This is a genomic window from Phenylobacterium hankyongense (genome assembly GCF_003254505.1).
In the GTDB taxonomy this organism is placed as follows: Bacteria; Pseudomonadota; Alphaproteobacteria; order Caulobacterales; family Caulobacteraceae; genus Phenylobacterium; species Phenylobacterium hankyongense.
The window spans coordinates 2637135-2650193 of record NZ_QFYP01000001.1; the positions used below are offsets into that span (position 1 = coordinate 2637135).

Annotated in this window: 11 protein-coding genes; 8 read left to right on the forward strand and 3 right to left on the reverse strand. The window is 72.0% G+C overall.

The genetic code is table 11. The features are described 5' to 3' along the window. Positions 1 to 55 precede the first annotated feature (55 nt). The 7 genes from ftsZ (at position 56) to DJ021_RS12730 (ending at position 9337) form a co-directional block, all read left to right on the forward strand. Positions 56 to 1543: a cell division protein FtsZ gene (gene ftsZ, locus DJ021_RS12700; RefSeq protein WP_111457896.1), complete on the forward strand. Its 1488-nt coding sequence runs from the start codon at positions 56 to 58 to the stop codon at positions 1541 to 1543. Positions 1544 to 1624: 81 nt separating this feature from the next. Beyond that, positions 1625 to 1870, forward strand: coding sequence for a hypothetical protein (locus tag DJ021_RS12705; protein WP_111457897.1), 246 nt, complete (start codon positions 1625 to 1627; stop codon positions 1868 to 1870). Between the two features lie 173 nt (positions 1871 to 2043). Continuing rightward, positions 2044 to 2952 carry a UDP-3-O-acyl-N-acetylglucosamine deacetylase gene (gene lpxC, locus DJ021_RS12710; protein ID WP_111457898.1) on the forward strand — a complete coding sequence of 303 codons (909 nt, stop codon included), beginning with the start codon at positions 2044 to 2046 and terminating at the stop codon, positions 2950 to 2952. A 137-nt stretch (positions 2953 to 3089) separates the two neighbouring features. Next, positions 3090 to 4016, forward strand: coding sequence for an outer membrane protein assembly factor BamD (locus DJ021_RS12715; protein ID WP_424443841.1), 927 nt, complete (start codon positions 3090 to 3092; stop codon positions 4014 to 4016). Positions 4017 to 4056: 40 nt separating this feature from the next. After that, a complete protein-coding gene (gene recN, locus DJ021_RS12720; protein ID WP_111457900.1) occupies positions 4057 to 5754 on the forward strand; it encodes a DNA repair protein RecN in 1698 nt (565 codons plus the stop codon). 34 nt (positions 5755 to 5788) lie between these two features. Then, positions 5789 to 8125: an NAD-dependent DNA ligase LigA gene (gene ligA, locus DJ021_RS12725; protein WP_111457901.1), complete on the forward strand. Its 2337-nt coding sequence runs from the start codon at positions 5789 to 5791 to the stop codon at positions 8123 to 8125. A 12-nt stretch (positions 8126 to 8137) separates the two neighbouring features. After that, a complete protein-coding gene (locus tag DJ021_RS12730; RefSeq protein WP_111457902.1) occupies positions 8138 to 9337 on the forward strand; it encodes a class I SAM-dependent methyltransferase in 1200 nt (399 codons plus the stop codon). Positions 9338 to 9343: 6 nt separating this feature from the next. Here DJ021_RS12730 and DJ021_RS12735 read toward each other — a convergent pair whose 3' ends face one another. Then, on the reverse strand, positions 9344 to 11158 hold the full coding sequence (locus tag DJ021_RS12735; RefSeq protein ID WP_111457903.1) for an aminopeptidase P family protein: 1815 nt from the start codon (positions 11156 to 11158) through the stop codon (positions 9344 to 9346). Between the two features lie 106 nt (positions 11159 to 11264). On the opposite strand from DJ021_RS12735, the gene DJ021_RS12740 reads away from it, so the two are divergent. Next, positions 11265 to 11609 carry a GIY-YIG nuclease family protein gene (locus tag DJ021_RS12740; RefSeq protein ID WP_111457904.1) on the forward strand — a complete coding sequence of 115 codons (345 nt, stop codon included), beginning with the start codon at positions 11265 to 11267 and terminating at the stop codon, positions 11607 to 11609. A gap of 61 nt (positions 11610 to 11670) precedes the next feature. Here DJ021_RS12740 and DJ021_RS12745 read toward each other — a convergent pair whose 3' ends face one another. After that, entirely contained in the window at positions 11671 to 12105 is a 435-nt protein-coding gene (locus tag DJ021_RS12745; RefSeq protein ID WP_111457905.1) for a hypothetical protein, read from the reverse strand. Positions 12106 to 12181: 76 nt separating this feature from the next. Then, on the reverse strand, positions 12182 to 13048 hold the full coding sequence (locus DJ021_RS12750) for a 50S ribosomal protein L11 methyltransferase (protein WP_111457906.1): 867 nt from the start codon (positions 13046 to 13048) through the stop codon (positions 12182 to 12184). Positions 13049 to 13059: the final 11 nt, after the last annotated feature.

Genomic DNA, 13059 nt, shown 5'->3' on the forward strand with positions numbered 1-13059 from the left:
TTCAGCGGGCGGGTCGCCGAACGCTCAGACCGGTTTTGGAAGGACGCAGGGGTCCATGGCAATTTCACTTTCAGCGCCGCGCGCGACAGAACTGAAGCCGCGCATCGTGGTGTTCGGCGTCGGGGGCGCAGGCGGCAACGCCGTGAACAACATGATCGAGGCCGGGCTGGAAGGCGTCGAGTTCGTCGTCGCCAACACCGACGCCCAGCAGTTGGCGTTCGCCAAGACCGACCGGCGGATCCAGCTGGGCGTGCTGGCCACCCAGGGCCTGGGCGCGGGCGCCCACCCTGAGATCGGCATGAGCGCGGCCGAGGAGTCGATCCCCGAGATCGGCGAGCACCTCGACGGCGCGCACATGGTGTTCATCACCGCCGGCATGGGCGGCGGCACCGGCACCGGCGCGGCCCCGATCATCGCCAAATGCGCCCGCGAGCGCGGCATCCTGACGGTGGGCGTGGTCACCAAGCCGTTCCACTTCGAAGGCCGCCACCGCATGCGCCTGGCCGACGCCGGCATCAGCGAGCTGCAGCGCTACGTCGACACCCTGATCGTCATCCCGAACCAGAACCTGTTCCGCGTCGCCAACGAGCGGACGACCTTCGCCGAGGCCTTCGGCATGGCCGACCAGGTCCTGCACTCCGGCGTGCGCTCGATCACCGACCTGATGGTGCTGCCGGGCCTGATCAACCTCGACTTCGCCGACGTCCGTACGGTGATGACCGAGATGGGCAAGGCGATGATGGGCACCGGCGAGGCGACCGGCGACGACCGCGCGCTGATGGCTGCCCAGAACGCCATCCAGAACCCGCTGCTCGACGAAGTCTCGCTGAAGGGCGCCAAGGCCGTGCTGGTCAACGTCACCGGCGGCCTCGACATGACCCTGCTGGAAGTCGACGAGGCGGCCAACGCCATCTCCGAACAGGTCGACCCGGAAGCCAACATCATCTTCGGCGCGGCCTTCGACCCGTCGCTCGACGGCATGATCCGCGTGTCGGTGGTCGCCACCGGCATGGATGGCGCTTCCATCGCCGCCATCGAGCCGAAGATCGAGCGGCGCCCGAACACCGCGCCGCCGCTGCGCGCCGACACCAGCCGCGCCCTGCCGGAGCGTGCGCCTGCCGCGCCGCAGCCGACCTATGCCGCCGAACCCGCGCCGGCCTACCGGCCCGAGCCGCTGATGCAGGCCGAGCCGCTGGAGGAAGAGCAGCCGGACCTCTACGCCGCGCCCGCCGCCCAGGCCCCTGTCGAGCCGCAGATCGCCCGCCCGGTGACCCGCATCGTCGATCCGGCGGTGGCCGACGACGACGACAACGAGCCGCTGTTCGCCGAGCCGGCCTACGCCGAGCGCCGCCCGCGCGGCGGCTTCCTGAGCCTGTTCGGCGGCCGGCCGCGCTATGAGGCCAGCCCGGCCCCGGCGCCTGCGCCGCGGGCGACGGCCAGCCGCGGCGGGGCCCTGCCGGCGGAAGCGCCGGCTCCGATCCAGGAAGCCGAGCCGGGCGAGGACCTGGAGATCCCGTCCTTCCTGCGTCGCCTCGCCAATTAAGCTTGGACTAACATAAGCGAATGCTGGGAAACCGGCGTTCGCCTAACGTCCCTCTGTCGAGGCTTTCGGGAGGGGGCGCTGATGCCGCGCGAGTTCCAGATTTCTGTGTCTCCAGTGGAGGGCGGCTGGTCGGTCCGTTGCGACGGCGCCGTGCAACCGCTGATGTTCCTGTCCGGCGCGCGCGCCGAGGATCAGGCTCGCGCCCTGGCCCGACGGCTCAGCCTGTACGGCGACATCGCACGGGTGCTGGTGCACGACCGGACCAGCAGGCTGGTGGGCGCCACCTGCTATTTCGGCGCGCGCGAGCCGCTGCACGCGGTCGCCTGAGGCCGTTCGTCGGCCCCACGAAAAGTCGGCCGGTCGAAAGCCGGCGTTAACCGTCCCAAACCGAAACATAGAGAAACACCAAGTGTTTTGCTGCGCTGCCGCAATCGCCCTATCCGGCATGTGGGGCGCATCGCGGTCAACGTGACCGAGAGTTAAGTCAGGAAGGTCCGAGCGTGGCCGCAGACGCTTTTCAGCACGGGTCTTTCCAGCACACGCTTCGCGCGCCCGCGTCGTTCGCGGGCGTCGGCGTGCACACCGGCGCGTACACGCGCGTGACCGTGAGGCCGGCGCCCACCGACACCGGCATCGTCTTCGTCCGCACCGACATCACCGGCCGCGACAACTCCGTGCCCGCCACCGGCGAGGCGGTCTGCAAGACCCAGCTGGGCACGGTGATCGGCAACGCCGCGGGCGTCACCGTCTCGACCATCGAGCACCTGATGGCCGCCCTGGTCATGCTGGGCATCGACAACGCCGCCGTCGAGCTCGACGGGCCGGAGATGCCGATCATGGACGGCTCGGCCGAGCCGTTCGTGCAGATCCTCGACCGCGCCGGCAAGCGCGCCCAGGGCGCCGCCCGCCGGTTCATCGAGATCCTGGATACGGTGGAGGTCGTGGACGGCGACAAGCGCGCGGCGCTGAAGCCCTCGATCCGCTTCGAAATGGCCTTCGAGATCCGTTTCCCGACCGCGGTGATCGGACGCCAGGCCGTCGATCTGCCGATGGATGAGGGGGCGTTCCGGCGCGAGCTCGCCAACTGCCGGACCTTCGGCTTCCTGCATGAGGTCGAGGCGCTGCGCGCCATGGGCCTGGCCCGCGGCGGCTCGATGGACAACGTCGTGGTGATCGAGGGCGACCGCATCCTCAACCCGGAAGGCCTGCGGCGGCCGGACGAGTTCGTGCGCCACAAGGCGCTGGACGCCATCGGCGACCTCTATGTGCTGGGCGCGCCGATCCTCGGCCGCTTCGAAGGCGAGCTGGCCGGCCACGCGATCAACAACCAGCTGGTCCGGGCGCTGCTGGCCCGTCCCGACGCCTGGCGGGTGCGCACCTTCGTCGACGAGCTCGCCGAAGCCGTCTGACCGGCGATCACCCAGGCCGGGGCGCGCCATCGTTCCGCCGCCGTCCCCGCTCATCCGTTCCGTTTGCGCAGATCATGACGTGGTGTAGAAGCACTCCACGCGTGGGGGCGCGCGTTGTCCTTGAGGTGAAGGTGTCCTTGGTTCGCAATACGTGGGCTCGCCCAGCGCTGGTCGCCGCTATGTGCGCTCTCGCCCTCGCCGGGTGCGCCGGCCACAAGAAGCCGAAGTCGCGACTGGCCTATGAAGAGCGCCCGGTGGAGCTGCTCTACGCCACGGGCGCGGACCGCATGGACCGCGGCCTGTGGACCCAGGCCGTCGACTACTTCCAGGAAGTGGAGCGCCAGCACCCCTATTCGGAGTGGTCGCGCCGCGCGATCCTGATGCAGGCCTTCGCCCACTACCAGGCCAACAACTACGCCGAAGCGATCGCCGACTCGGACCGCTTCATCCAGCTCTATCCCGGCAACCCGACGGCCGCCTACGCCCACTACCTGAAGGCCATCTGCTACTTCGAGCAGATCGTCGACGTCGGCCGCGACCAGGCGGCGACGGGCCAGGCCCTGGATAACCTGCGCGACGTGGTCCAGCGCTATCCGAACACCGAGTACGCGCACGACGCCCGGCTTAAGATCGACATGGTCAACGACCAGCTGGCCGGCAAGGAAATGACCATCGGCCGCTGGTACCTGCGCAACGGCGACACCCTGGCCGGGATCGGCCGGTTCAGGACCGTGATCGAGAAGTACCAGACCACCAGCCACACGCCCGAGGCGCTCTACCGCCTGGTGGAGGCCTATCTGACCCTGGGCCTGGCGGACGAAGCCAAGAAGAACGGCGCGGTGCTGGGCTTCAACTATCCGGGCGATCCCTGGTACGGCGACGCCTACCGGCTGCTGACCTCCAAGGGCCTGCGCCCGGCGGTGGAGCCGGCGCCGACCGGCAAGCGCGGCCTGTTCCACATGCCGTTCACGCGGAGCAAGCGCTCGACCGTCGCGCCGCCGGCCTCCGCCCTGTCGCCGGTCTCGACGCCGCCTGCCGCGCCGGCGGAACCTAAGGCGAACTGAGCCCTTTCCGAGCGCCCTGATTCCGGGTGATCCTGCCGCGATGCTGATCGGTCTGTGGATCCGTGACGTCGTGCTGATCGAGGCCCTGGACCTGTCCATCGGGCCGGGCCTGACTGCGCTTACCGGGGAAACCGGCGCGGGCAAGTCGATCATCCTCGATGCGCTCGGCCTGGCCACCGGCGCACGCGCCGACGCCGGCCTGGTGCGCCGAGGCGCCGCCCAGGCCATGGCCTCGGCCGTGTTCGCCCCGTCCGTCGATCATCCGGTCTGGGACCTGCTGGAGGAGAAGGGCCTCTCCTACGCGCGCGACGAGGACCTGGTGCTGCGGCGCTCGCTGAGCGCCGACGGCCGCAGCCGCGCCTTCGTCAACGACCAGGCCACCGGCGTGGGCGTGCTCAAGGAACTGGGCGCGGTCCTGCTCGAGGTGCATGGCCAGCACGAGACGGTGGGCCTGCTGGACGCCAGCACGCACCGGCCGATGCTCGACGCCTTCGGCGGGCTCGATCCGCAGACCGCGGCCCTGGCGAACCAGTGGCGCGGCTGGCGTGCGGCCCGTCAGCGGGTGGACGAACTGCGCGAGGCGGTGAACCGCTCGGCGGCGGAGACCGAGGAGCTGGCGCTGCGGCTTTCGGAGCTCGACCGGCTCGATCCCCGCGAAGGCGAGGAGACGGCGCTGGCGGAGGCGCGCGCGGTGCTGGGGGCGGCGGAGAAGGCGCTGGCCGACATCGCCTCGGCGCGCGACGCCTTCGACGGCCAGTCGGCGCGGGTGGCCTCGGCCATGCGGGCGCTGGAGCGGGCGCGGGAGCGGGCGATCGCCGCCGGCGCGGCTCTGGACGGCGCGGCCGTGAAGCGGCTGACCCAGGCCTCCGAGGCCATGGACCGGGTGCTGATCGAGGCCGGCGAGGCCGAGGCGGCGGTGGACGCCGCGGCCGAGGCCTTCGAGTTCGAGCCCGACCGGCTGGAGAAGACCGAGGAACGGCTGTTCGACCTGCGCGGCCTGGCCCGCAAACTGGGCGTCAGCGTCGAGGAGCTGCCGCTGCTGCGGGCGCGGTTCGCCGAGCGGCTGCGGGCGGTCGAATCGTCCGAGGACGACCTCAAGGCCGCCGAGGCCGAGCTGAAGGGCGCCCGCGACGCCTACATGGCCGCCGCCGCGGCGCTGACCGCCGCCCGCCGCGCCGCCGGTGAGCGGCTGGCGCAGGCGGTGATGACGGAGCTGGCGCCGCTGAAACTGGACAAGGCCCGCTTCCGCGTGGCGGTCGAGCCGCTGCCGGAAGACCGCGCCGGCCCGACCGGCGTCGACCGCGTGGCCTTCGAGATCGCCACCAACCCCGGCGCGCCGTTCGGCGACCTGGGGGCCATCGCCTCCGGCGGCGAGCTGGCGCGGTTCGCCCTGGCGCTGAAGGCGTCGCTGGCCGGGCGGGGCGGTGGTCCCCAGCCGCTGATGATCTTCGACGAAGTGGACCAGGGCGTGGGCGGGGCGGTGGCCGACGCCGTGGGCTTGCGCCTCAAGCGGCTGGCGGCCGACGCCCAGGTGCTGGTGGTGACCCACTCGCCGCAGGTGGCGGCCCGCGCCGAGGCCCACTGGCGGATCGCCAAGGCCGGGGAGGGCGAGCGCCTGCGCACCGCCGTCGAGGTCCTGGGCCCCGCCGACCGGGAAGAGGAGATCGCCCGCATGCTGGCCGGCGCCCAGATCACCGACGCCGCCCGCGCCGCGGCCCGGGCGCTGATGCACGCTTGAGCCCGTGGCGGCCGGCTCCTAAACGGTTGGGAGCATGATCCCCATCGCCGACCTCACCGAAGACCAAGCCGCCGTCGAGCTGGCGCGCCTGGCCGAGGAGATCGCCAGCCACGACCTGCGCTATCACCAACAGGACGATCCCGCGATCTCGGACGCCGAGTACGACGCGCTGAAGCGCCGGAACCTGGAGATCGAGGCCCGCTTCCCCGAGCTGGTGCGCGAGGATTCGCCGTCGCTGCGCGTGGGCGCGGCGCGGGCCGAGCAGTTCTCCGCGGTGACGCATGGCGTGCCGATGCTCAGCCTCGACAACGCCTTCGCCGACAGCGAGGCCGTGGAGTTCGACGCCCGCGTCCGACGCTTCCTGCGGCTGCCGGCCGACGAGACAGTGGCCTACACGGCCGAGCCGAAGATCGACGGGCTGTCGGCCTCCCTGCGCTACGAGAACGGCGTCCTGGTTCAGGCCGCGACCCGCGGCGACGGCCGGGTCGGCGAGGACGTCACCCAGAACGTGCGGACCATCGCCGACATCCCCAAGCGCCTGCGGGGCGGCGGCTGGCCGGACCTGATCGAGGTGCGCGGCGAGGTCTATCTCGACCACGAGGGGTTCGCCGCCCTCAACGCGGCCGCCGCCGCGGCCGGCCAGAAGACCTACGCCAATCCGCGCAACGCCGCGGCCGGCTCGCTGCGCCAGATCGACCCCCGAATCACCGCCGCCCGGCCGCTGCGGTTCTTCGGCTACGCCTGGGGCGCGCTGAGCGCACCCTTCGCGGAGACCCAGTGGGAGGCGTTGCAGAAGCTCAAGGCCTGGGGCTTCCCGACCACACCGCAGAGCGAGCGGGTGGAAAACGCCGCCGGCCTGCTGGCCGCCTACGAGCGGATGGAGGCGGTCCGGCCGAAGCTCGCCTATGACATCGACGGGGTGGTCTACAAGGTCGACCGGCTGGACTGGCAGCAGCGGCTGGGCTTCATCACCCGCACCCCGCGCTGGGCGATCGCCCGCAAATTCCCGGCGCAGCAGGCGCGGACCATCCTCGAAGCCATCGACATCCAGGTGGGCCGCACCGGCGCGGTCACTCCGGTGGCGCGGTTGCAGCCGGTGACGGTGGGCGGCGTGGTGGTGGTCAACGCTACCCTGCACAACGCCGACGAGATCGCCCGCAAGGACGTACGCGTCGGCGACACGGTGATCCTCCAGCGGGCCGGCGACGTCATCCCGCAGATCGTCAGCGTGGTGCTGGAGGAACGTCCGGCGGACGCCCAGCCCTTCGCCTTCCCGACCCACTGCCCGTGCCCGCTGCACACGCCGCTCGCCAAGGAGACCACGGCGTCCGGCGCGGAGACCGTGGTGCGCCGCTGCACCGGCGAGTTCGCCTGTCCGTTCCAGCGCCTGGCGCACCTGCGCCATTTCGTGTCCCGCCGCGCCTTCGACATTGAGGGCCTGGGGGAGAAGCAGCTGATCGCCTTCAGCGAGCGCGGCTGGATCCGCGAGCCGGCGGACATCTTCCGGCTCGCCCGCGACGAGGCCAAGCTGGAGGAGCTGCGCGCCACGGACGGCTATGGCGAGACCAGCGTGCGGAACCTGGTGGCGGGCATCGAGGCGCGCCGGGACATCGCGCTCGACCGCTTCATCTATGGCCTCGGCATCCGCCACATCGGCGAGACGACCTCGCTGGCCCTGGCGCGGCATTTCGGGACGGCGGAAGCCTTCGTGGCGACCTCCAAGGCAGCCTCGGAGCAGACCGCGGGGCCGGTCTTCGCGGAGCTGTCGGACCTCGACGGGCTGGGGCCGACGGCGGTGGAGGCGGTGCTGGCCTTCGCCCGGGCGCGGCAGCCGATGCTGATCCCGCCGGGGATCTCGCTCGAAGAGCACCTGCGCCTCGCCATCCCGAAGCTGAATTCCAAGGCCCGCGCCGCGCTCGCCGCCCGCTTCGGCGACTGGCCGACCTTCGAGGCCGCCGCCTTGCAGGCCGCCGCGGAGACGCCGGGAGACGCCTTCCTCGCGGTCGCCTCGGTGGACGCCGTGGGCGTCGTCGCCGCCCGGATGATCGCGGCCTTCTTCGGGGAGGACCACAACCGCGCCCTGGTCGACAACCTGCTGGCCGAGCTGCGCGTCGCCCCCGCCGAGCGGCCGAAGACCGACACCGCCGTGGCCGGCAAGACCATCGTCTTCACCGGCGCCCTGGAGAAGATGACCCGTGACGAGGCCAAGGCCCAGGCCGAGGCGCTGGGCGCCAAGGTCTCCGGCTCGGTGTCGAAGAAGACCGACCTGGTGGTCGCCGGTCCCGGCGCCGGCTCCAAGCTGGCCGACGCCGCCAAGCACGGCGTGCAGGTGATCAGCGAGGCGGACTGGCTTGAGCTGGTCGGGAGCTAGCCGGCGCGCACGATGACCGAGAACGCCGACCCCCCGACGCACGAGACGAAACTGAGGATCGGCTATGACCGCCTGCGCGGCCATATGCTCAACCTGGCCGAGCTGATCTTCCTGGACGTGCTTTCGACGGCGCCGCAGGAGGCCACGGCGCTGCGGCTGCTCGGGGTGAGCCGCTGCAAGCTCGGCAAGGCGGAGGCGGGGATCGCCGATCTCCGCAACGCCGCGGCCCTGGCGCCGGAGCTGGAGATCGGCTGGCGCGACCTGGCCGTGGCCTTGCGCGACGCCGGCCAGGCCGACGCCGCCGTCGAGGCCTATGCGGCCGCCGTCCGCCTGCGGACCGGCGAGCGCGCCGCCCAGCCGCCGGCCCCGCTGGCGGCCCTGACCTTCTCCAGCGAGCGGGCGGTCCACGAGTTCACCCTGGTCGACTATCCGTACGCGGCCAACATCCGCTACGGGGCCGGCCGCCCGTCCCACCCCGAGCTTGCCGAGCAGATCGGGCGGGGGCGGGATCGCTACGCGGCCTTTCTGGCCGAGCTTGGGGATATCCAGCCGGACCTGGCGCAGATCCCGCTCGGCGGCTCGTACGAGAGCCCGACGCCCTTCTGGCTGAACAGCTGGTTCTGCGGCCTGGACGGCATGGCGCTGATCCAGATGCTGCGGCGGCACGATCCGCGCCGCTTCGTGGAGATCGGCTCCGGCATCTCCACCAAGTTCGCGCGGCACGCGGTGGCCGCCTACAGCCTGCGCACCCGGCTGACCTCCATCGACCCGCAGCCGCGCAGCGAGGTCGACGCCCTGTGCGACCACGTCATCCGCAAGCCGCTGGAGCAGTGCGACGTCGGCATCTTCGCGGCGCTCGAGGCCGGCGACATCCTGTTCCTCGACAGTTCCCACCGGGCCTTCCAGGGCTCGGACGTCACGGTGTTCTTCCTGGAGATCCTGCCGCGCCTGAAGCCGGGCGTGATCGTCCACATCCACGACATCTACCTGCCGGACGACTACCTCAGCGGCCACGTTCCGCGGCTGTGGAACGAGCAGTACCTATTGGCCACAGCCCTGCTGTTCGGCGGGTCGGCGTTCGAGATCCTGTTTCCGTGCTGGTACGTCGGCCAGGACCCCGTGCTGCGGGCCCAGGGGCGGGCGGCGCTCTGCCGCGGCCCGCTGAGCGAGCTCGACCTCTACGGCGCCTCGTTCTGGATGCGGAAGGCCTGAGGGCCGTCAGAGCGGCGCGGTCACCTCGTCGAGCCAGGCCTTCACATCGGCCGGGACCTGCGGCCCCACCACCTCGCGGACGCGGGCGTGGTAGCCGTCGAGCTGGGCGCGTTCCTCCTCGGTGAGCAGGGAGGTCACCACCAGCCGCCGGTCGATGGGCGCCAGCGTCAGGGTCTCGAAGCCCAGCATCGGCCGCTCGCCGCCGGGAACGTCCTGCGCGGCGGTGACGAACTGCAGGTTCTCGATGCGGATGCCGTAGCCGCCTTCCTTGTAGTAGCCGGGCTCGTTGGAGACGATCATCCCGGGCCGCAGGGCGACCGCCGACGGCGCCTTGGAGATCCGCTGCGGGCCTTCGTGGACGCCCAGGTAGGAACCCACGCCGTGGCCGGTGCCGTGGTCGTAGTCGAGGCCGTGGGCCCAGAGCGCCATGCGCGCCAGGGCGTCGAGCGCCGAACCCGTCGTGCCCGCGGGGAAGCGCACCCGGGCCAGCGCCAGGTGGCCCTTCAGCACCAGGGTGAAGCGCTCGGCCATCTCGCGGCTCGGCTCGCCGATCGCCACCGTGCGGGTGACGTCGGTGGTGCCGTCCAGGTACTGGGCGCCGGAGTCCACCAGCAGCAGGGAGCCGGTCTCCGCGCGCTTGTTGAGCCGCGTCGTGGGCCGGTAATGGACGATGGCGCCGTTGGAGGCCGCGCCGGCGATGGTGTCGAAGGACAGGTCCTTCAGCGCCCCGGTCTCCTCGCGGAAGGCCTCGAGCTTTCGGACCGCGGCGATCTCGTCCGGCGGGCTCACCTGGCCCTCGGTGGCCAGCCAGTGGAGGAAGCGGGTGAGGGCGGCGCCGTCGCGGGCGTGCGCGCGCCGGGTCCCCTCGATCTCCACCGGGTTCTTGCAGGCCTTGGGCAGCAGGCACGGGTCCTCGCCACGCACCACCTCGGCGCCCGCGCCGGCGAGGGCTTCGAAGTACCAGGCCGAGGACTGGGAGGGGTCGACCAGCACCCGCTTGCCCTTCAGCTCGGCCAGCGCCTGCGGCAGGTCGGCGGTGGCCTCGAGCCGCACCTCGTTGCCCAGCCAGGCCGGCAGCTCCGGAGTCACCTTGGCCGGGTCGAGGAACAGCCGCGCCGAGCCGTCGGCGTTGAGGATCGCCTGGGCCAGCGGCAGGGGCGAACGGATGACGTCGCCGCCGCGGACGTTGAACAGCCAGGCGATGGAGGCCGGCGCCGTCACCACCGCGGCGTCGGCGCCGCGCGCGGCCAGGCCCTGGCCCACGCGGCCGCGCTTCGAGGTCGAGTCCTCGCCGGCGTACTGCAGCGGATGCGGCGCCACCGGGGCGGCGGGCTGCGGCGGCCGCGCCTGGCCCCAGGCCTGGTCGAGCGGGTTGGGCGACACCGGCCGCAGCTCGGCCCCGGCCTTGGCGGCGGCGATCTTCAGGTGTCCCAGGGCGTCGGGACTGTGCAGGCGCGGGTCGTAGCCGATGGCCTGGCCGCGGCGGGCGGCGGTCTCCAGGTAGGCCGGGACGCCGCCCTCGACGAGATCGCGGATCTCGAAGGTCTGCTGGTCGACCTGGTCGCGGACCTGGAGGGTGTAGCGGCCGTCCACGAACACGGCGGCCTTGTCCTGGAAGATCACGGCCGCGCCGGCCGAGCCGGTGAAGCCGGTCGCCCAGCCCAGCCGGTCATTGGCGGCCGGCAGGTATTCGTTCTGGTGCTCGTCCTCATGCGGGACCAGCAGGCCGTCGAGGCCCTGCTCGGCCATGGCCTTGCGGATCAGGGGCACGTGCTTGGGCCCGAACGAGGGATCGGTGCTTTCGTCGAAGGTCTGGCGCATGCCGTCGATGTAATCCCATCGAACGCAGCGGGCAAAGCCGGCGGATCGAATCTATTTTAACCCGGACAAAATTGACAGACGGCGCGCCGGGCGGTAGCTACCAGCCATGGACAAGTCGAGCCGCCGGGCGGCCATCCGCGACTACAAGGAACGCAAGGCGCAGGCGGGGATCTTCGCCGTGCGGTGCCTGGCGACGGGCGAGGTCTGGGTGGCGGTGTCGCGCAACCTCGGCCAGCAGCAGAACAGCGTCTGGTTCGGGCTGCGTGGCGGGGGCTATCCCAACCGGGCGGCGCAGGCGTTGTGGAATGCGCACGGCGAGGCGGCGTTCAGCTTCGAGGTGGTGGAGGCTATCGAGGACGAGGATCTCAGCGCCTACGCCCGCGACAACCGGCTGAAGGAGGCGCTGCGCCGCGGGCTGGAGCGCCTGGGCGCGAAGAAGCTGGTCGGGTAGGTACGGATGCGGCCGCCGTCCGGCGACCGCACCCGCAGCCCGCTCTCCAGGCCCGTCCGCCCTACTTCGGCGGAGGTTCGGTGGTCGCGGCGTCCTGCGCCACGTCGGCGGAGTTCTGCGCCGCCTGGGCCGTCTGGTTGGCGGCGTTGCTGGCCGCGGCGGCGGCCTGCTGGCTGGCGCGGGTGGTGCTGTCGACGGCGGTCTGGGCCGCCTGGCTGGCGTTGGCGGCTGCGGCCTGCGCCGTGGCGGTGGCGTTGTTCAGCGTGGCTTCCGCCGCGCCCTGGTCCTTGGCCGCCTGCAGCTGGTCCTGGCTGTTCTGGTTGTTGAACATGAAGATCAGCCCGACGATGGCCACCACCGCCACGATGGCGGCGATCCACCAGCCGGCGGCGCTGCGCTGCGGCGCGGGCCCGGTCGTCCGCACTTCCTCGCGGCGGACCGTCGTCGGCCCCTCCGTCGTGGTGGTGCGCTCGACGTAGTCTCCGTCGTTGGACATGGACGTTTCCTCTCGTTTGGCCGAGCTTGGCCTTTGGAGCGAAAACGTCAGTTGGCCGAAGAGGTTGCGCCGCGGCTCACGAACGCCGCAGCACCAGGGTCGCCCAGGCGTCGCGATGCAGCCGCCGCACCAGGCTGAACCCGCGCGAGGTATAGGCCGCCAGCACCCGCCGCTCCTGGGCGCGCAGCAGGCCCGACAGGATGGCCAGGCCCCCGGGCTTCAGCGCCCCCTTGATGTCCTGCGACAGGGCGATCAGCGGCGGGGCGAGGATGTTGGCGAACACCAGGTCGTAGGGCGCGTCGCCGCGCACCCGCGGATCGTTCAGGCCCGAGGCGTGGACGAAGCGGGCGCCGGCGCGGTTCAGAGCGGCGTTCTCGTTGGCGATGCGGACGGAGGGGGCGTCGATGTCGGTGCCGACCGCCACCTGCGATCCGGTGCGGGCCGCGGCGATCGCCAGCACCCCGGTGCCGCAGCCGACGTCCAGCACCCGCGGGAAGCTCTGCGCCTTCAGCAGGTCGTCGAAGGCCTGCAGGCAGCCGACTGTGGTGCCGTGGTGGCCGGTGCCGAAGGCCGCGCCGGCCTCGATGCGCAGGTTGACGGTGGACGGCGGCGCGAGGCCGCGGTCGTGGGCGCCGTAGACGAAGAACCGGCCGGCGCGGACCGGCGGCAGGCCCGACAGCGCCATCGCCAGCCAGTCGGCGTCCGCCAGCTTCTCGGTGATCACCCGCAGGGCCGGGAAGCCGTCCAGCACCGCGACAAGCGCCGCGCGCTCCTCGTCGGTGGTCGGGAAGGCGTCGATGCGCCAGACGTCGCGGTCCTCGTCCTCCTCCAGGATGGAGTAGGTGAGGGCCTCGGTGGCGGGGGTTTCGTCCACCGCCACGGCGGCGGCTTCGGCCACGGCGCGGGGGCCGCGGGCGATGATCTGGAAGGCGTCGTCCGTCATCCGCCCCTGCT

Coding starts and splice junctions, on each gene's coding strand:
- ftsZ (WP_111457896.1), top strand. CDS start 56: ATGGCAATTTCACTTTCAGCGCCGCGCGCGACAGAACTGAAGCCGCGC.
- DJ021_RS12705 (WP_111457897.1), top strand. CDS start 1,625: ATGCCGCGCGAGTTCCAGATTTCTGTGTCTCCAGTGGAGGGCGGCTGG.
- recN (WP_111457900.1), top strand. CDS start 4,057: ATGCTGATCGGTCTGTGGATCCGTGACGTCGTGCTGATCGAGGCCCTG.
- ligA (WP_111457901.1), top strand. CDS start 5,789: ATGATCCCCATCGCCGACCTCACCGAAGACCAAGCCGCCGTCGAGCTG.
- DJ021_RS12730 (WP_111457902.1), top strand. CDS start 8,138: ATGACCGAGAACGCCGACCCCCCGACGCACGAGACGAAACTGAGGATC.
- DJ021_RS12735 (WP_111457903.1), bottom strand. CDS start 11,158: ATGCGCCAGACCTTCGACGAAAGCACCGATCCCTCGTTCGGGCCCAAG.
- DJ021_RS12740 (WP_111457904.1), top strand. CDS start 11,265: ATGGACAAGTCGAGCCGCCGGGCGGCCATCCGCGACTACAAGGAACGC.
- DJ021_RS12745 (WP_111457905.1), bottom strand. CDS start 12,105: ATGTCCAACGACGGAGACTACGTCGAGCGCACCACCACGACGGAGGGG.
- DJ021_RS12750 (WP_111457906.1), bottom strand. CDS start 13,048: ATGACGGACGACGCCTTCCAGATCATCGCCCGCGGCCCCCGCGCCGTG.